The sequence below is a fragment of the Pseudomonas sp. ML96 genome, from assembly GCF_000761545.1.
In the GTDB taxonomy this organism is placed as follows: Bacteria; Pseudomonadota; Gammaproteobacteria; order Pseudomonadales; family Pseudomonadaceae; genus Aquipseudomonas.
The window spans coordinates 190,217-209,581 of the sequence record NZ_JPMY01000003.1; the positions used below are offsets into that span (position 1 = coordinate 190,217).

Annotated in this window: 15 protein-coding genes; 1 reads left to right on the top strand and 14 read right to left on the bottom strand. The window is 64.1% G+C overall.

Translation table 11 applies throughout. From position 1 onward, the window contains the following. Nucleotides 1-80 precede the first annotated feature (80 nt). Nucleotides 81-851 carry a XopAW family type III secretion system calcium-binding effector gene (gene xopAW / locus IP89_RS02615; protein ID WP_043307426.1) on the top strand — a complete coding sequence of 257 codons (771 nt, stop codon included), beginning with the start codon at nt 81-83 and terminating at the stop codon, nt 849-851. Nucleotides 852-907: 56 nt separating this feature from the next. On the opposite strand, the gene IP89_RS02620 is transcribed toward xopAW, so the two are convergent. From IP89_RS02620 to sdhA, 14 genes are all read right to left on the bottom strand, one after another. Further along, entirely contained in the window at nt 908-2,485 is a 1,578-nt protein-coding gene (locus tag IP89_RS02620; protein WP_177326833.1) for a YdgA family protein, read from the bottom strand. Between the two features lie 192 nt (nt 2,486-2,677). Then, a complete protein-coding gene (locus IP89_RS02625; protein ID WP_043307428.1) occupies nt 2,678-3,751 on the bottom strand; it encodes an AI-2E family transporter in 1,074 nt (357 codons plus the stop codon). Nucleotides 3,752-3,802: 51 nt separating this feature from the next. Continuing rightward, nucleotides 3,803-4,606, bottom strand: a complete 804-nt coding sequence (locus IP89_RS02630) for a DUF4892 domain-containing protein (RefSeq protein WP_043307430.1) — start codon at nt 4,604-4,606, stop codon at nt 3,803-3,805. Between the two features lie 8 nt (nt 4,607-4,614). Further along, nucleotides 4,615-5,268: a glutathione S-transferase family protein gene (locus IP89_RS02635; RefSeq protein ID WP_043307432.1), complete on the bottom strand. Its 654-nt coding sequence runs from the start codon at nt 5,266-5,268 to the stop codon at nt 4,615-4,617. 49 nt (nt 5,269-5,317) lie between these two features. Beyond that, nucleotides 5,318-6,181 (bottom strand): alpha/beta hydrolase, encoded by an 864-nt coding sequence (locus IP89_RS02640; RefSeq protein WP_043307435.1) that lies wholly within the window; start codon nt 6,179-6,181, stop codon nt 5,318-5,320. Beyond that, on the bottom strand, nt 6,178-6,984 hold the full coding sequence (locus IP89_RS02645; RefSeq protein ID WP_043307438.1) for an alpha/beta fold hydrolase: 807 nt from the start codon (nt 6,982-6,984) through the stop codon (nt 6,178-6,180). Before IP89_RS02645 ends, IP89_RS02640 begins: the two co-directional genes overlap by 4 nt. Nucleotides 6,985-7,142: 158 nt before the next feature. Next, entirely contained in the window at nt 7,143-8,456 is a 1,314-nt protein-coding gene (gene brnQ / locus IP89_RS02650; RefSeq protein WP_043307441.1) for a branched-chain amino acid transport system II carrier protein, read from the bottom strand. A 288-nt stretch (nt 8,457-8,744) separates the two neighbouring features. After that, nucleotides 8,745-9,632: a succinate--CoA ligase subunit alpha gene (gene sucD, locus IP89_RS02655; protein ID WP_021699802.1), complete on the bottom strand. Its 888-nt coding sequence runs from the start codon at nt 9,630-9,632 to the stop codon at nt 8,745-8,747. After that, entirely contained in the window at nt 9,632-10,798 is a 1,167-nt protein-coding gene (gene sucC, locus IP89_RS02660) for an ADP-forming succinate--CoA ligase subunit beta (protein WP_043307443.1), read from the bottom strand. The genes sucD and sucC overlap by 1 nt, the downstream gene beginning before the upstream one ends. Before the next feature lie 182 nt (nt 10,799-10,980). Then, nucleotides 10,981-12,417: a dihydrolipoyl dehydrogenase gene (lpdA, locus tag IP89_RS02665; RefSeq protein WP_043307445.1), complete on the bottom strand. Its 1,437-nt coding sequence runs from the start codon at nt 12,415-12,417 to the stop codon at nt 10,981-10,983. Nucleotides 12,418-12,486: 69 nt separating this feature from the next. Further along, on the bottom strand, nt 12,487-13,707 hold the full coding sequence (odhB, locus tag IP89_RS02670; RefSeq protein ID WP_043307447.1) for a 2-oxoglutarate dehydrogenase complex dihydrolipoyllysine-residue succinyltransferase: 1,221 nt from the start codon (nt 13,705-13,707) through the stop codon (nt 12,487-12,489). 73 nt (nt 13,708-13,780) lie between these two features. Continuing rightward, nucleotides 13,781-16,612, bottom strand: coding sequence for a 2-oxoglutarate dehydrogenase E1 component (locus IP89_RS02675; protein WP_043307450.1), 2,832 nt, complete (start codon nt 16,610-16,612; stop codon nt 13,781-13,783). A gap of 244 nt (nt 16,613-16,856) precedes the next feature. Further along, entirely contained in the window at nt 16,857-17,576 is a 720-nt protein-coding gene (locus tag IP89_RS02680) for a succinate dehydrogenase iron-sulfur subunit (protein WP_043307453.1), read from the bottom strand. 11 nt (nt 17,577-17,587) lie between these two features. Next, nucleotides 17,588-19,363 carry a succinate dehydrogenase flavoprotein subunit gene (sdhA, locus tag IP89_RS02685; RefSeq protein ID WP_043307456.1) on the bottom strand — a complete coding sequence of 592 codons (1,776 nt, stop codon included), beginning with the start codon at nt 19,361-19,363 and terminating at the stop codon, nt 17,588-17,590. Between the last annotated feature and the right edge of the window lie 2 nt (nt 19,364-19,365).

The window sequence follows — 19,365 nt, forward strand, 5'->3', positions numbered from 1 at the left end:
TCCACAAACCCGCGACACAGAGCACTCTGATGCTGGCATCACCGGAGAACCCACTCCGGCCAACAACAGGAGTGACTCCCATGATCAGTGGTGTCAGCAGTTACTCGGGCTACAGCAGCTACACCTCCGTCCAGCGCAGCAGTAGCAGCGCCGGCGGAGGTGGTTGCACGGGTGGTCCGGCGCAAGTGCAGGAAAAACTGTTCAGCCTGCTGGACAGCGATGGCAGCGGCAGCGTGGCCAAGGAAGAACTGGAAACCGCCCTGACGGCGGCCAAGGAATCCGACAGCAGCCTGACCATCGATATCGACGAGCTGTTCAGCCAGCTCGATGCCAACGGCGACGGCAGCCTGGACAGCGAGGAGACCGCCGCCCTGGCGCCGCCACCGCCACCCCACGGCGGCCCGGGTGGCCCCGGTGGTCCCAACCCCGAAGAGATGTTCGCCCAGCTGGACGCCAACGGTGATGGCAACATCGACGCCGACGAGTTGGCCGCCCTGCCCGCGCCGGAAGGCCACGACAGCAGCGAGCTGCTGAGCAAGCTGGACAGCGATGGCGACGGCAGCCTGAACCTCGACGAGCTGTCGGCCATGGCCGCCCCGCCGCCTCCACCGCCCGCCCAGGCGCAGAGCGGCAGCAGCGAAGAACTGTTCAGCCTGCTGGATAGCGACAGCAGCGGCAGCATCAGCCAGGACGAGCTGAGCAGCCTGCTCGATGCCATGGGTCAGCAACAGCAGACCAGCAGCAGCGAGGAAGAGAACTACTCAGGCCTGATCGCCAAGCTGCTCAAGCAGTATCAGGACAGCGCCAGCTATCAGTCGAGCCTCGGCAGCCAGCTGAGCATCTCGGCCTGAAACGAAGAGGCCCGCAGCTCTGGCGAGATGCGGGCCTCTTTCTTTATCGGCTGAAGTTATTCGACCAGGGTCTCTTCGCCCTGCTCTTCGAACTCCACGCCTTCCATGGACTGCTCTTCCTCGCCCATGGCACCCATACCGCCCATGCCGGCACCGCTGGCGAAGGCCATGGCGACGAACTCCTCGACGGTCATCTGCTTGCCGTTGAAGTCGACCTTGTCGTCGGCGTAATGCAGGCTGGAGACGATGCTGTCGCCCTCAAGCTTGGCCAGCTCGGTGGACAGTGCCATGCCGCTGGCCATCTCGGTCATCATCGACGCCTGCTGCGCGACGGCTTCCTTGTCGGTCTCGCCACCCAGGCTGGCCTGCAGGCCGATCACGTCGCCGATCATGGCCTTGGAGACCGATACCTTGGCGTCCAGCTGGGCGATCAGTTGCTTGGCCAGTTCCGGCGGCGGCAGCTCGAAGGATTCCGGCTTGTTCAGATCGACCGACAGGCTCAGGCTGCTCTCGCCATTGGCGGTCTTGAACGCCAGCTTCTCCAGGGCGATGCCCGGTTTGGCCGCCAGCAGCTTGTCCAGGCCGGCCATCAGCTGCGCCTGCTGCTCTTCGCTCAGCTGCGGCAGATCGTCCTCGGCCTCCAGGCTGGCCTGTTGCAGCTGGCCGCTGTCCTTGATGATCTGGCTGTAGATCGCGACCAGCGACTGCAGGGCGCTGGCATCGAGGTTCTTCATGCTCCAGACCATCTGCGAGCCGCCGATGTCGTGGCCCTGATAGTTGATCATGCCGATGTCGTAGCTGTAGCGAGCGAACAGCTTGCCGTCGGTCTCGCTGGTCTCGTCGCGCTGGACGAAGCCGTTGAGCTGCACCGGAGCGCCCTCGCCGACCTGGATCTGCACGGTCTGCAACTTGACCTCGTTCTTGCCCAGGTAGAAATCGCTGCTGCCCTTGGCGGTCTGGCTGTCCAGGGTCATGCCCTTGAACTCGATGCTCATGGCCTCGCCGCTTTCCGGCAGCTTGGTGCTGAGCTTGAAGCTGTCCATCAGGCCCTGGGCCTCGATGGCCTTGGCGCCGGCGCTGGTGTCGAAGTCGACGTTCAGGCCGGTGAAGTCCAGCGAGGTGTCTTCATCCAGGGCCGACTGCAGCGGATTGATGCGCAGAGTGCCGCTCACCGACTGGTCGTAGCCCAGGCTGGCCTGGCCTTCCACCGGCGATACGCCCTTGCTGGCGGCGAACCATTTCTCCAGCGCCGGGTTGGACTCCAGCGCGTAGTTGCTGGTGGCCATGACCGGCATCAGCTTCAGTGCCTTGAGGCGCGACAGCGGGAACGGGCCGTGCTCGATACGGTCGGTGATGATCCACTCCAGCTGCTGCGGAGCTTCGCCATCGAGCGAGCCGTTGAACTTGATGCGGTAGCGGGCGTTGCTGCTGAAGAACTGGCGGTCCAGCGACAGCAGCTCGATGGAGGCGTCGAGGCCCAGCGCCGGCAGGGTCTTGGCCATCTCGGCGTTGGCCTGCTTGATCGATGCGTCCAGCACCGCCGGCAGCTGTTGGCCGGTGTACCAGGCTCCGCCCGTGCCGATGGCGGCTACGGCCACGAGAGCGCCTACTGCGATACCTGCAGATTTTTTCATGGGGGCTATGTCCATTCTCTAGTGTTGGTCTTTCTTCCCTGAACCGCGTGTGGCCTCTGCGGGCTCGTTATCGCGACCTGAGGCGGGGCTTGCACCCAGCTCCGGCGGCAAGTGCCGGAAAGCCGGGCAAGGCTACCACCGCGCCATCCCGCCCACCAACAACGGCAGGCGGGATTGTGCGCGGGATGCCAACTACTCCCCGTCCCGGCGTTCGGCCTCTACCGCGGCGACCCGTGGCGTGCTCGACACCCAGTCGCCGAGCAGGCTGTAGGCCACGGCCAGCAGGGTCGGACCGAGGAACAGGCCCATGAAGCCGAAGGCCAGAATGCCGCCGAACACGCCGAGCAGCACCACCACCAGCGGCAGGTTGCCGCCACGGCTGATCAGGTAGGGCTTGAGCACGTTGTCCACGCCGCTGATGACGAAGGTGCCCCAGATGCCGAGGAACACCGCCATGCCGTACTGCTCCTGGCTGACCAGCCAGGCGGTGGCGGGAATCCACACCAGCGGCGGGCCCATGGGGATCAGGCTGAGGATGAAGGTGATGATGCCCAGCACCAGGGCGCCGGGAATGCCGGCAATGTAGAAGCCGATCAACGCCAACAGGGCCTGGGCCGCAGCGGTACCGATCACGCCGTTGACCACGCGCTGTACGGTGCCGGCCACCAGGTCCAGATAGTGATCGGCGCGATCACCGATCAGGCGCTCCAGCAGGCTGTGGGCGAAGGCCGCCATGCGCGGGCCGTCACGGTAGAAGAAGAACACCAGCACCAGGCTCAGGGCCAGCTCCAGCATGCCGCCACCGATCTGCGCGCTACGCGCCAGCAGCCAGTTGCCGACCTGCCCCAGGTAAGGCCGCAGCGTCGCCAGCAGGGCCGCGCCCTCCTCGTCGATCCGCGTCCAGATGTGCACCAGGCGCTCGCCCACCAGCGGCAGGTCGGCGATCCAGGCGGGCGGATCGGGCAGGCCATCGACCTGGAAGTCCTTGAACAGTTCGGTGGCGTCGCGGATATGGTCGGCCAGGTTGAAGCCGAGCCACACCAGCGGCACCGCCACCAGCACCATCCAGCCGGCGGTGAGTATGCCTGCGGCGGTGTTTTCCCGACCGTTCAGGGCGCGGGTCAGCAGGCGCATCAGCGGCCAGCTGGCAAAGGCCAGCACGGCGGCCCAGAACAGCGCCGAGAAGAACGGTGCCAGTACCCAGGCGCAGGCGCCGAGCAGCGCCAGCAGCAGGATCTGCACCAGCAGGCGGTCATTGTTGAGCATGGTTCGACATCCCCAGAACCGGGCAGAAAGCGGCCCGGTGCGCATGATACTTCAGCGTAGTTGCTGCAGGCGCAGGCCTTCGCCCTCGGCAGAGCCCGGCTGCAGGCGCCCGCCGCGCACGCCGCGACGCTCCAACTCGGCCTGCCAGGCTGCGGCGTGGGCGCCATCGAGGCGCAGACGCATGGTGCTGTCCAGGCTCAGGGTGCGGGCCAACAGGTCGCCCCACTGCTCGTCCGGCTCGCCCAAGGTTGGCAGCTTCAGCTCACCACTGCTCCTGAGCTGGCGCAACAGGGTCGCAGGGGTGGGCAGCAGCTGCGCCAGCGGCGTACGGGCATCCAGCTGCTCCACATGCAAATAGGAGCGGCGATTGCCGCGAGTGATGCCATACAGGGCGACCAGGCTGTCCTGCTGTGGCTCGACCAGGCGCAGCAGCAGGTAGCTCTGCCGCTCCTCGGGGCCGTAGAGCTTGGCGTTGCCGAAGATCTGGTTGGCCCACAGGCTGGAGGAACCGCAATCGCGCCCCTCGCACCAGAACAGCAGCTGCGCGCCCTGCTCCAGCAGGTGCTGGCGCGCCGCATCCAGTGCTTCACGTGGCGAATGTTCGTCCGGCAGGCGGTAGGTCAGCGCACGCACGCGGCCCTCGGCCAGCACCTCGGCAGACGCACGCAACTGGCCGCTGATACGGCGCAGGCCATCCTGCGGATAGCGTTTCTCCTCGGCCGCGGCATCGCGGTAGTCGACGATCTCGGCGTGCGGGAAGCGCGGCAGGCTGTCCAGGTCCTGGCTGCCCGGCAGATCGGCGGCCAGCAGCGGCGTACAAAAGAGAGTCAGGCAGAAAATCAGGTGGTGACGCATGCAACTCCTCAGCGTGTCAGCATGCCTTGGGCGGTTTTGACCAGCTTGGCATCGTCCTGCGGACGCACCGGCACCTGCAGGCCACGCTGCACCGCCGGGCGGGCGGCGAGTGTATCCATCCAGCGCTGCAGGTGCTCCAGCCCCTCCACCGACACGCCCGCCCAATCGTGGATACGCACCCACGGATAGGTGGCTATATCGGCAATGCTGTAGTCGCCAGCCAGGTACTCGGCCTCGCCCAGGCGACTGTCGAGCACCTCGTACAGGCGGCGGGTCTCGTGCTGGTAGCGGTCGATGGCGCCCTGCAGCTTCTCCGGGAAATAGCGGAAGAACACGTTGGCCTGCCCCTGCATGGGCCCTACTCCGCCCATCTGAAACATCAGCCACTGGATGGCCAGAGAACGGCCCTTGGCGTCGCTCGGCAGCAGCTTGCCGGTCTTCTCCGCCAGGTAGATGAGGATGGCGCCGGACTCGAACACGGCAAAACCGTCGTCGACGATGGCCGGAATCCGTCCGTTGGGGTTGATGCGCAGGAACTCGGGGGTCTTCTGCTCCTTCTTGTCGAAGGACAACGCATGCACCTGGTAAGGCAGGCCCAGCTCTTCGAGGGCGATGGAAATCTTGTGCCCGTTGGGCGTGGCGGCGGTGTACAGATCGATCATGGCAATCTCCGATACGACCTGCACAGCCTCGGCAGTTGCCGGGGCCGCGTCAAGCGCGGCGGAAGAATGGATTGAAACAGTCTGCAACCTGCTGTGCACCGGCCTCGTCGTTGAGATGCAGGTGATGGCCGCCAGGCAGCACATGAGCCTCGAACGAGGTGCCGGCCACCAGCGCCTGCAGACGCGGCTCTACGTTCATCTGCCCGCCCTCGGCGAGGACCAGGCTGACCGGGCACTGCACGGCGTGGATGAACTGCTCGACATGGGCGAAGGTCAGGCGCATCACCGACGGCAGGGTCAGGCGGATATCGGTGCTCCAGGTGTAGCCACCCGGCACCGGTTCCAGGCCTCGCTGGGCCAGCAGCTCGGCGGCCTCGCGACTGACCGCGACCACGCCGCGCATGCGCGCCTCGACGGCCTTGTCCAGGTTCGGATAGACCGGCTTCTGCTTGTCGCGCACCGCCAGACGCGAACGCAGCGCTTCGCCCAGGCGCTTGGGCGCGCTATCGGCCTCGGCCGTATACGGCACCAGGCCGTCGATCAGCGCCAGGCGCTCGACCCGCTCCGGTAGCGCGGCCGCCAGCAGGGTCGAAATGATCGCGCCCATGGAATGGCCCAGCAGATTGAAACGCTCCCAGCCGAGCTGTTCGGCCACCAGCAGCACGTCTTCCAGGTACTCCCACATGCTGTAGCTGGAGTTGCTGGCGTAGTGCCCGGAGTGACCGTGGCCGGGGAAATCCAGGGCGACGATGCGCAGCCCTTCGAGCTTCGGCGCCAGGCGTGCGAAGGTCATGGCATTGTCCAGCCAGCCATGCAGGGCGATGACCGGAATGCCGTCCTCGGGGCCGAACAGATGCGCGGCCAACTCCACGTGCGGCAAGCTGAAGCGGGTCTCTTCCACCTTGATGCTCATGCGGAGCGCTCCATGCCCTGCCCCTGCCAGCGGCCAAACAGCTCGCGCAGCAGGCGTGCGGTGTCCTGCGGGCGCTCCAGCGGGAACATGTGGCCGCCGGGCAGGCTCAGGTATTCGCCCTGGCGGATGCGGCTGACCTGGCGCGCATGGTGCGGCAGCACCACCTTGCTGTGTCGACCACGCACCACGGCCAACGGTACGGCGAGCTGCTGCGGGCGGCCCGGCACGGTGTGTGGCACGCTGCGGTAGATGTTGATCTCGGTGGCCGGGTCGAAGCGCAGACGCAGGCCCTGGCCCTCCTCGCGCAGGCCGTGACGCACGTAGGCGTCCAGGCAGTCGGGATCGAAACGGCGGAACAGGGTCTTGCCGGCGAAGTAGTCGCGGGCCTCGTTGAAGTTGCCGAAGGCCTCGCGGCGGCCGACGGTACGCCCGGCCGGGGTGATCTTGTCGATGAAGCCGAAGCGCTTAGCTGCGCGAATCACCAGGCGGTCGACGCCGGTCAGCAGCGGCGAATCGAGCATCACCACGCCACGGTACAGCTCAGGTCGGCGCAGCGCGGCGTGGTAGTGCAGCACGCCACCGAGGGAGTGGCCGACGCCCCATACCGGCTCGACGCCCTGCTCCAGGTGCAGGATCAGCTCGTCCACCAGGTTGTTCCAGTTGTCGTCCACTGGGAAGCGCGGGTCGTGGCCATGCTGCTCCAGGTGCTGCACCTGGTAGTCGGGCGACAAGGCGGAGAACAGCTTGCCGTAGGTGGCCGAGGGAAAACCGTTGGCGTGGGCGAAGAAGATGGTTTGCGACATGGCGGACAGACTGCGGAGGAATTCCCGGAGATTGTCCGGCACGCCCGGAGGGACGGCAATCGGCAGAAGATGCCAGATGCGCCAAAAGGCAGGTGCAGCGCGCCAAAAGGCGCATTGCAGAGAGTCCGGAGCCGCATTGCGCGGCCCCGGATCATCGGTCAGGCGGCCTGAGTGGCCGGCTCACCACGCAGGCGATCGAAGATCAGCGCCGCGATCAGGGTCAACACCGACGGCACCAGCCAGCCCAGACCCTGCTCGGTCAGCGGCAGGTGCTTGAGCAGCATCGGCAGATGGGTACCGAAGCCGGCCGCATGCACCGCGTCGACCAGGCCGAACAGCAGCGCTACCAGCATCACCGGTGCCACCACGCGGCCCGGCGAGTTCCACAGGTTCCAGCAGAAGCTCAGCGCCACCAGCACGATGCACGGCGGGTAGATGGCGGTCAGCACCGGCACCGAGACCTGGATCAGGGTCGACAGACCGAGGTTGGACACCAGCAGCGAGAAGCCGGCCAGCATCACCACCAGGGTGCGGTAGGACAGCGGCAGCAAGCGGCTGAAGTACTCGGCACAGGCGCAGGTCAGGCCCACGGCGGTGACCAGGCAGGCCAGCGAGATCAGCGCAGCGAGGAAGGTGCTACCGAGATCGCCAAAGGTGTGTTGCACATAGGCGTGCAGCACCGCAGCGCCATTGGTGGCGTCGCCGGCGATGGCATGGCTGCCGGCGCCCAGGCGGAACAGGCTGATGTAGACCAGCGCCAGGCCCAGGCCGGCGATCAGGCCGGCAATGATCGCGTAGCGGGTGATCAGCCGCGGCGACTCGACACCGCGCGAGCGGATGGCGTTGACGATGACGATGCCGAACACCAGCGCGCCGAGGGTATCCATGGTCAGGTAGCCATTGATGAAGCCCTGGGAGAACGGCGCGGCCTGGTAGGCCGGGGTCGCCTCACCGATTTCACCCAGCGGCAGCATGAACGCGGCGACGCCGAGAATCGCCAGAGCGATGATCTTCAACGGCGCCAGTACGCGGCCGACGCTGTCCAGCAAGCGCCCCGGGTAGAGCGATACGGCCAGCACCACGACGAAGTACACCAGGCTGTAGAGGAACAGCGGCAGCGGCGTATTGCCGGTCAGCGGCGCCAGGCCAACTTCGAAGGACACGGTGGCGGTACGCGGGGTGGCGAACAGCGGGCCCACGGCGAGGTAGCAGACGGCAGCCAGGATGGTGCCCGCGGTCTTGCCGATCGGGCTACTCAGGCTGTCCATGGCACCGCCGACTTTGGCCAGGGCGATCACGGTAACCACCGGCAGGCCGACTGCGGTGATCAGGAAGCCCAGCGCGGCGAGCCACACGCTCGGACCGGCCTGCAGGCCGACGATGGGCGGGAAGATGATGTTGCCGGCCCCGACGAACAGGGCAAATGTCATGAAACCCAGAGCCAACAGGTCCGGGCCTTTCAAGCGAGTCATAGGAGGAAGTACCACTGGCAGTAGAAGGAAAGCAGAGGGTTCCCTTGGGTTAGGAATCGGCTTTCTGCCCGGTCCGGGCCGATCGCCAAAGGCTCCTGCTGCGCGCCCTTGTGAGGTGCGAGCGGGAAAATAGTTGCAAGCCTAACGAATTTTATCGCAGGCCGCGGCTGACAGCGGTCGGGCTGTCGAGCAGCGATAACAATCTGTCGCCTGGCGGCAATTTCCTGGCCGCCCGGACAGCAATGAAAAAGGCCACCCGCAGGTGGCCTCTTTCAGATCAAGTCAGCCTTAGGCTTTCTTGACTTCCCAGCCGGTCAGCTCGGCCAGGGCCTTGCCGATGTCAGCCAGGGAACGCACGGTTTTCACACCAGCGTCCTGCAGGGCAGCGAACTTCTCGTCCGCAGTACCTTTACCACCGGAGATGATGGCGCCAGCGTGGCCCATGCGCTTGCCGGGCGGAGCGGTCACACCAGCGATGTAGGAAACTACAGGCTTGGTGACGTTGGCCTTGATGTAAGCAGCAGCTTCTTCTTCAGCGGAACCGCCGATCTCACCGATCATGACGATCGCTTCGGTCTTCGGATCTTCCTGGAACAGCTTCAGGATATCGATGAAGTTGGAGCCCGGGATCGGGTCACCACCGATGCCCACGCAGGTGGACTGGCCGAAGCCGGCGTCGGTGGTCTGCTTCACGGCTTCATAGGTCAGGGTGCCGGAACGCGACACGATGCCTACTTTGCCCGGCAGGTGGATGTGACCCGGCATGATGCCGATCTTGCACTCGCCGGGAGTGATCACGCCCGGGCAGTTCGGGCCGATCAGGCGTACGCCCAGCTCGTCACACTTGACCTTGGCGTCCAGCATGTCGAGGGTCGGGATGCCTTCGGTGATGCACACGATCAGCTTGATGCCGCCGTTGGCCGCTTCCAGGATCGAGTCCTTGCAGAACGGAGCCGGAACGTAGATCACCGAAGCGTCGGCGCCAGTGGCTTCAACGGCTTCCTTGACGGTGTTGAACACCGGCAGGCCCAGGTGGGTGGTGCCGCCTTTGCCCGGGGTCACGCCACCAACCATCTTGGTGCCGTAGGCGATGGCTTGTTCAGAGTGGAAAGTACCCTGCGAGCCGGTGAAGCCCTGGCAGATGACTTTGGTGTCTTTATTGATCAGGACGCTCATTACTTGCCCTCCGCGGCTTTGACGACCTGCTGGGCAGCGTCGGTGAGGCTGGTAGCCGCGATGATGTTCAGACCGCTGTCGGCCAGGACCTTGGCGCCCAGCTCGGCATTGTTACCTTCCAGACGAACCACGACCGGGATCTTCACGCCGACTTCTTTCACGGCGCCGATGATGCCTTCGGCGATCATGTCGCAGCGCACGATGCCGCCGAAGATGTTCACCAGTACGGCAGCGACGTTGCTGTCGGACAGGATGATCTTGAAGGCCTCGGTCACGCGCTCTTTGGTAGCGCCGCCGCCGACGTCGAGGAAGTTGGCCGGCTTGCCGCCGTGCAGGTTGACGATGTCCATGGTGCCCATGGCCAGGCCAGCACCGTTGACCATGCAACCGATGTTGCCTTCCAGCGCGACGTAGTTCAGTTCCCACTTCTGCGCATGGGCTTCACGAGCGTCGTCCTGGGACGGGTCGTGCATGGCGCGCAGCTTGGGCTGACGGTACATGGCGTTGGCGTCGATGTTGATCTTGGCGTCCAGGCAATGCAGGTTGCCGTCTTTCTTGATCACCAGCGGGTTCACTTCCAGCAGAGCCAGGTCGTAGTCCTGGAACAGCTTGGCCAGGCCAACGAAGATGTGGGTGAACTGCTTGATCTGGTCGCCTTGCAGGCCCAGCTGGAAAGCCAGCTCGCGGCCCTGGTACGGCTGAGCGCCGACCAGCGGGTCGATGGTGGCCTTGAGGATCTTCTCGGGAGTCTCGTGAGCGACTTTCTCGATGTCCACGCCACCTTCGGTGGAGGCCATGAACACGATACGGCGGCTGGAACGGTCGACAACGGCGCCGAGGTAAAGCTCCTTGTCGATGTCGGTGCAGGACTCAACCAGGATCTTGCTGACCGGCTGACCGTTGGCGTCTGTCTGGTAGGTCACCAGACGCTTGCCCAGCCAGTTGGCGGCGAACGCCTTGGCGTCTTCCTTGTTCTTGACCAGCTTGACGCCGCCCGCTTTACCGCGGCCACCGGCGTGCACCTGGGCTTTGACAACCCACTCGCTGCCACCGATCTTTTCGCAGGCCGCAGCCGCTTCTTCCGGGGTGTCAACAGCGTAGCCAGTGGAAACCGGCAGGCCGTATTCAGCGAACAGCTGCTTACCCTGATACTCGTGAAGATTCATGCTTATCTACCGTTCTTCGTTTAGGTATTGCGCATTTCGGCGCTGCGCTCGAGGCGCCGCGCCACCTGTGACTGCACTGGTTAGCAGTCCGACGGGCATTCCTGCGACTGGTCCTTGCGAACCGTCACGGGCCGCCCGCCGTGGTTTTTCTGGTTAGGCGCCCCACGAGGCGCCTGCACGCATCAACGCTTCTTGCGATTGGCGATGTGGATGGCGTGGCCATTCACTGCCAGGGCCGCTTCGTGAAGCGCTTCAGACAGGGTCGGGTGCGAGAACACCATCATGCCCAGGTCTTCGGCACTGGTGCCGAATTCCATGCCGATGGCGCCTTGCTGAACCAGCTCGGCAGCGCTCGGGCCGATCACATGCACACCCAGTACGCGGTCGGTCTTGGCATCGGCGATGACCTTGACCAGACCGGCGGTGTCGTTGGCAGCCATGGCACGGCCGCTGGCGGCGAACGGGAAGGTACCGACGTTGATCTCGACGCCTTCAGCCTTGAGCTGCTGCTCGGTCTTGCCGACCCAAGCGATTTCCGGGTGGGTGTAGATGACCGACGGGATCAGGTCGTAGTTCATCTGGGCCTTGTGGCCCTTGATGCGCTCGGCAACCATCACGCCCTCTTCCGAGGCCTTGTGCGCGAGCATCGCGCCACGTACCACGTCACCGATGGCGTAGACGCCCGGAACGCTGGTTTCGCACTGATCATTGACGAAGATGAAGCCACGCTCGTCCAGGGTCACGCCACTGTCGGCAGCCAGCAGGTCGGTGGTCACCGGGCGACGGCCGACGGCGACGATCAGCTTGTCGAAGGTCAGCTTCTGCTCGCCGGTGGCGTCGGTGAAGGTCACAGTAACCTGCTTCTTCTTCACTTCGCTGCCGGTGACGCGGGCGCCCAGACGGATATCCAGACCCTGCTTGCCGAGGATCTTCAGGGCTTCCTTGGAGATCTGCTCGTCGGCGGCGGCGAGGAACTTGTCCATGGCCTCCAGCACGGTCACTTCAGCGCCCAGACGGGCCCATACCGAGCCCAGCTCCAGGCCGATGACGCCGGCGCCGATCACGCCCAGCTTCTTCGGCACGGCCTGGAATTCCAGGGCGCCGGTGGAGTCGACGATCACGTCCTGATCAACCGGAGCCGGCGGGATGTCGACCGGACGGGAGCCGGAAGCCAGAATCACGTTCTCGGCTTCGACGATCTGGGTCTTACCGTCCAGGCCGGTGACTTCAACCTTCTTGCCGGCCAGCAGCTTGCCGTGGCCTTCCAGCAGGGTGACACCGTTGGACTTGAACAGGCCGGCGACGCCGCCAGTCAGGTTCTTGATGATGGTGTTCTTGCGCGCGACCATTTGCGGTACGTCGATGGTGACGCCCTTGGCCTCGATGCCGTGAACTTTGAAGCCTTCGTGGGCCTCATGGTACTTGTAGGAGCTGTCCAGCAGCGCCTTCGACGGAATGCAGCCGACGTTCAGGCAGGTACCGCCCAGGGCGACCTTGCCTTCCTTGTCCTGGTACTTCTCGATGCAGGCGGTCTTCAGCCCGAGTTGCGCGGCCTTGATGGCGGCCACGTAGCCCCCGGGGCCAGCGCCAATCACTACCACGTCGAATTTCTGGGTCATAACTCATTCCTTCTCGAATAAAACCGGGTGGCTCCTTGTGGGAACCACCGCGTTGCACAGCAGCGGAAATCAGATATCCAGCAGCAGGCGAGCCGGGTCTTCCAGCAGGTTCTTGATGGTCACCAGGAAGCTCACGGCTTCCTTGCCATCGATCAGGCGGTGATCGTAGGACAGCGCCAGGTACATCATCGGGCGGATCACGACCTGGCCATTGATGGCCACCGGACGCTGGATGATGTTGTGCATGCCCAGGATGGCAGCTTGCGGCGGGTTGACGATCGGAGTCGACATCATCGAACCGAAGGTACCACCATTGGTGATGGTGAAGGTGCCGCCGGTCATTTCTTCGATCGACAGCTTGCCGTCACGGGCCTTCTTGCCGAAGGTGGCGATGCCGTTCTCGACTTCGGCCAGGCTCATCAGCTCGGCGTTGCGCAGTACCGGAACCACCAGGCCGCGGTCGCTGGAAACGGCGACGCCGATGTCCTGGTAGCCGTGGTAGACGATGTCGTTGCCATCGATCGAGGCGTTGACGGCCGGGAAGCGCTTCAGCGCCTCGACGGCGGCCTTGACGAAGAAGGACATGAAGCCCAGGCGCACGCCGTTGTGGGTCTTCTCGAACAGGTCCTTGTACTTCGAACGCAGCGCCATGACTTCATGCATGTCGACTTCGTTGAAGGTGGTCAGCATGGCCATGGTGGACTGGGCTTCGACCAGACGCTCGGCAACCTTGGCGCGCAGGCGGGTCATCGGTACGCGCTTCTCGACGCGGTCACCAGCAGCGAACACCGGAGCCTCAGCAGCCGGAGCGGCCGGCTTGGCAGCAGCGGCCGGAGCGGACTTCTTGGCGGCGACGGCAGCGACGGCGTCTTCCTTGGTCACGCGACCACCTTTGCCGGTACCGACGATGGAGTTCGGGTCGATACCGCCCTCTTCGGCGATCTTGCGTGCAGCAGGCGACAGGATGGCGTCGTCATCGCTGGCGGCAGCCGGAGCGGCAGCAGCGGCCGGGGCGGCGGCAGGAGCAGCAGCCGGGGCGGCAACGGCAGCGCCGGCGTCACCCAGTTTGCCCAGCAGCTCGCCGGAGAGGACGGTGTCACCCTCGTTCTTGACGATTTCGGCGAGTACGCCGTCGGCTTCGGCGAGGACTTCCATCACCACCTTGTCGGTTTCGATGTCGACGATCAGCTCATCGCGCTTGACCGCATCGCCCGGCTTCTTGTGCCAGGTGGCCACGGTGCCGTCGGCAACCGATTCCGGGAAGGTTGGGGCTTTGATCTCGATAGCCATTGTGTGTGTTTCCTTAAATTCGGTTTCTTCTTAGAGGCGGCGACCCGTGCCGCCGCCTCCGTGCGCGAAGGCGTTAAACAGTAAAGGCGTCGTTCAGCAGTTTTTCCTGCTGTTCGGCGTGCATCGAGGCGTAACCACAGGCCGGAGCGGCCGAAGCATCACGACCGGCGTACTGAAGGAACAGCTCCTTCTTGTGCGCGGAAGCGACACGACGCATGTGGTGCTGGCTGCAGTACCAGGCGCCCTGGTTCATCGGCTCTTCCTGACACCAGACGATGTGCTTGAGGTTCTTGTACGGAGCCAGAGCCTCGGTCAGATCATCTTCCGGGAACGGATAGAGCTGCTCGATACGCACGATGGCGATGTCCTCGCGACCTTCCGCACGGCGCTTGGCCAGCAGGTCGTAGTACACCTTGCCGCTGCACAGTACGACGCGCTCGACCTTCTTCGGATCGACCGGATCGATCTCGGGAATGACGGTCTGGAACGAGCCTTCGGCCAGCTCTTCCAGAGTCGAGATGGCCAGCGGATGGCGCAGCAGCGACTTCGGCGTCAGCACGACCAGCGGCTTGCGCAGCGGACGGATCACCTGGCGACGCAGCATGTGGTAGACCTGCGCCGGGGTGGTCGGTACGCAGACCTGCATGTTGTGCTCGGCGCACAGCTGCAGGTAACGTTCCAGACGCGCGGAGCTGTGCTCCGGCCCCTGACCTTCATAGCCGTGCGGCAGCAGCATGGTCAGGCCGCAGAGACGGCCCCACTTGTGCTCGCCACTGGAGATGAACTGGTCGAACACCACTTGGGCGCCGTTGGCGAAGTCGCCGAACTGGGCTTCCCAGATCACCAGCGCGTTCGGCATGGTGGTGGAGTAGCCGTATTCGAACGCCAGCACCGCTTCTTCCGAGAGGAAGGAGTCGTACAGCTGGAAGCGCGGCTGACCTTCGTACAGGTTCTGCAGCGGCAGGTAGGTGGTCGCGTCCTTCTGGTTGTGCAGCGCCGCATGGCGGTGCGAGAAGGTGCCGCGGCCAACGTCCTGACCGGTCATGCGCACCGGGTGGCCTTCGAACAGCAGGGTCGCGTACGCCAGGTTCTCGGCGTAGCCCCAGTTGATCGGCATGGCGCCGGCAGTCATCTTGGCGCGGTCTTCCAGTACCTTGGAGACCTGACGCTGGAGCACGAAGCCTTCCGGGATTTCCAGCAGCTTACCGGCCAGATCCTGCAGGGTCTTCAGCTCGAAGCGGGTGTCGTGACGCGCGGTCCAGGCGTGGCCCAGATAGGGTTTCCAGTCGACGAACAGCTCTTTGTTCGGCTCCTTGACCAGGCTCTTGACCACGTGCTGACCGTTGTCCAGCGCGCTGCGGTATTCCTCGATGCGTGCCTTGACCGCGTCTTCGGCAACACGGCCGGACTGCACCAGGCTCTCGGCATACAGCTCACGGGTGGTGCGCTGCTTGGCGATCTGCTGGTACATCAGCGGCTGGGTGCCGCTCGGCTCGTCAGCCTCGTTGTGGCCACGACGGCGGTAGCAGACCAGATCGATGACCACGTCACGCTTGAACTGCATGCGGTAGTCGACGGCCAGCTGGGTGACGAACAGCACCGCTTCCGGATCGTCGCCGTTCACGTGCAGGATCGGCGCCTGGATCATCTTCGCCACGTCGGTAGCGTACTCGGTGGAGCGCGAGTCGTCGGCGCGGCTGGTGGTGAAGCCAACCTGGTTGTTGATCACCAGGTGGATGGTGCCACCGGTCTTGTAGGCGCGGGTCTGCGACATCTGGAAGGTTTCCATGACCACGCCCTGACCGGCGAACGCCGCATCACCGTGGATGGAAATCGGCAGCACCTTGTCGCCGGTCGCGTCTTGACGACGGTCCTGGCGAGCGCGCACCGAACCTTCGACCACCGGAGAGACGATCTCCAGGTGCGAAGGGTTAAAGGCCAGCGCCAGGTGGACTTCGCCGCCCGAGGTCATGACGTTGGAGGAGAAACCCTGGTGGTACTTCACGTCGCCGGAGGACAGGCCTTCGACCTGCTTGCCTTCGAACTCGTCGAACAGATCACGCGGGTTCTTGCCGAAGGTGTTGACCAGTACGTTCAGACGGCCGCGGTGGGCCATGCCGATGACGATTTCCTGGGTGCCGTAGGAGCCGGAGCGCTGGATTATCTCGTCCAGCAGCGGGATCAGGCTCTCGCCGCCTTCCAGGCCGAAACGCTTGGTGCCCGGGTACTTAGTGCCCAGGTACTTTTCCAGGCCTTCGGCCGCGGTCAGGCGCTCGAGCAGGTGGCCCTGCACCTCAGCGGAGTAAGCCGGACGGCCGCGCACGCTTTCCAGACGCTGCTGGAACCACTTGCGTTGCTCGGAATCGACGATGTGGGTGAACTCGGCACCGATGGTGCGACAATATGTCTGCTGCAGCGCCTCGTGGATTTCCCGTAGAGTCGCCTCCTCCTTGCCGATGTAAAGCTCACCGGTACGGAAGGTGGTATCGAGATCGGCGTTGGTCAGGCCATAGTGGTTGACCGCCAGATCGGCCGGTACAACACGCTGCCACAGACCCAGCGGGTCGAGCGTCGAAGCCTGGTGGCCACGCATGCGGTATGCCTGGATCAGGCGCAGAACTTCCACCTGCTTCTTCTCGTGCTCGCTGCTGACGCTCCCGGCGGAAACCGGTTGAGCGCGGCGCTGGTTCTTCGCCAGCAGCACGAAATGATCGCGGACAGTGGAGTGCGAAACGTCGGTCGCGGGATTCCCGTCGGCCGGCAGCTTCTGGAAGTAGGTGCGCCACTCTTCTGGCACAGCGTTGGGATCGTGCAGGTAGAGCTCATAGAGCTCTTCCACGTAGGCCGCGTTACCACCTGATAGGTGGGCGCTATCCCACATGCGCTGCATCACGCTTTCTTGCATGCTTGGTCACCCTCGGTAAGGGGACACCACCGGCGTGGAAGCCGTATCTTGGCCATTCGAAGTCCTGAAGCAGCGACCTGATAAGCCACTACGGATCCCGCAGATAGTCCGGGTACCAGCCCGGATGCCCCTGCTGGTCGTCATTTTCTTTCAAAATAAGAACCCTGGCTTTGTGAGCTGGGGCTCTGGCTTTACTGCACCGGCGAATCACTCCGCCGGTGCAGGTGTAACGTGAAGCTGTGTATCAGGTACCGCTCTGCAGCAGCATGTTACGTACGTGGCCGATTGCCTTGGTCGGGTTCAGACCCTTCGGGCAAACGTTCACGCAGTTCATGATGCCGCGGCAGCGGAACACGCTGAACGGGTCATCCAGGGACGCCAGACGCTCGGTGGTCTTGGTGTCGCGGCTGTCGGCCAGGAAGCGATAGGCCTGCAGCAGCGCAGCGGGACCGAGGAACTTGTCCGGGTTCCACCAGAAGGACGGGCAGCTGGTGGAGCAGCAAGCGCACAGGATGCACTCGTACAGACCGTCCAGCTTCTCGCGCTCTTCCGGGCTCTGCAGACGCTCGATGGCCGGAGCCGGAGTATCGTTCTGCAGGAACGGCTGCACCTTCTCGTATTGCTTGTAGAAGATGCTCATGTCGACGACCAGGTCACGAATGACCGGCAGACCCGGCAGCGGGCGAATGACCAGCTTGTTGCCTTTCACCACGGTAGAGATCGGGGTGATGCAGGCCAGGCCATTCTTGCCGCTGATGTTCATGCCGTCAGAACCGCACACGCCTTCACGGCAGGAACGACGGTAAGAGAAACCTTCGTCCTGCTCTTTGATCAGGGCCAGTACGTCGAGAACCATCAGGTCCTTGCCGTCGATCTGCACGGTGAAGTCCTGCATGAACGGCGCGGCGTCTTTTTCCGGGTTGTAGCGATAAACGCTGACTTGCAAAGTGTTACCAAGAGACATGGTGGCCACCCTTAATAAGTACGTACTTTGGGTTCGAACGCCGGAACGGTCTTCGGCGCGAAGTTGACGGCGCGCTTGGACACGCGCTTCTCACCCGGGAAGTACAGGGAGTGGCACAGCCAGTTCTCGTCGTCGCGATCCTCGAAGTCTTCGCGGGCATGTGCGCCACGGGACTCGGTACGGGTGTCGGCGGCGATGGCAGTGGCTTCGGCCACTTCCAGCAGGTTCTGCAGCTCCAGCGCTTCGATACGCGCGGTGTTGAAGGCCTGGCTCTTGTCGGCAATCTTGACGTTGGCGATGCGCTCGCGCAGATCGGCCAGCTGAGTGATGCCCTTCTTCATGTATTCGCCGGTACGGAATACGCCGAAGTAGTTCTGCATGCACTGTTGCAGCTCTTTACGCAGCGGAGCCACGTCTTCGCCGCTGCTGCGCTCGTTGACGCCGGACAGACGCTTCAGGGAAGCCTCGATGTCGGTTTCGCTGGCGCCACGGACTTCCACGCCTTCTTTCAGCGCTTTTTCCAGGTGCAGACCAGCAGCACGACCGAATACCACCAGGTCGAGCAGCGAGTTGCCGCCCAGACGGTTGGCACCGTGCACCGATACACAAGCCACTTCACCTACGGCGAACAGACCTTCGATGATCTTGTCGTTGCCGTTGGCGTCCTGGGTAATGGCCTGGCCATGAATGTTGGTGGCTACGCCGCCCATCATGTAGTGGCAGGTCGGAATCACCGGAACCGGAGCGAGAACCGGGTCGACGTGAGCGAAGGTCTTGGACAGCTCGCAGATGCCCGGCAGGCGGCTGTGCAGTACTTCTTCGCCGAGGTGGTCGAGCTTCAGCAGCACGTGGTCCTTGTCCGGGCCACAGCCGTTGCCAGCGATCACTTCCTTGACCATGGAGCGCGCAACTACGTCGCGGCCGGCCAGGTCTTTGGCGTTCGGAGCGTAACGCTCCATGAAACGCTCGCCGTGGGCGTTGATCAGGTAACCACCCTCACCGCGGCAGCCTTCGGTAACCAGTACACCGGCGCCGGCGATACCGGTCGGGTGGAACTGCCACATTTCGATGTCCTGCACCGGCACGCCAGCACGCAGGGCCATGCCCACACCGTCACCGGTGTTGATCAGGGCGTTGGTGGTGGAGGCGTAGATACGGCCGGCACCGCCAGTGGCCAGAACCACGGCTTTGGAGCGGATGTAGACGGTTTCGCCAGTCTCGATGCAGATGGCGATGATGCCGACAATGGCGCCGTCCTGGTTCTTCACCAGGTCCACGGCGTACCACTCGTTGAGGAACGAGGTGCCGGCCTTCAGGTTGGCCTGATACAGGGTGTGCAGCAGGGCGTGACCGGTACGGTCAGCCGCGGCGCAGGTACGGGCAGCCTGAACGGACGGATTATCCGGACCCTTGGACTGGCCACCGAACGGGCGCTGATAGATGCGGCCTTGCTCGGTACGGGAGAACGGCAGGCCCATGTGTTCGAGCTCGAACACGGCTTCCGGACCTACGGAACACATGTATTCGATCGCGTCCTGGTCACCGATGTAGTCGGAGCCCTTGACGGTGTCGTACATGTGCCAGCGCCAATCGTCATTCGGGTCGGCCGAAGCGATGGCGCAGGTGATGCCACCCTGGGCGGAAACGGTGTGCGAACGAGTCGGGAAGACCTTGGTCACAACAGCGGTCTTGTGACCACCTTGAGCCAGTTGCAGCGCGGCACGCATGCCGGCACCGCCACCACCAACGATGATGGCGTCATAGGAAAGAGTACGAATGCTAGACATGG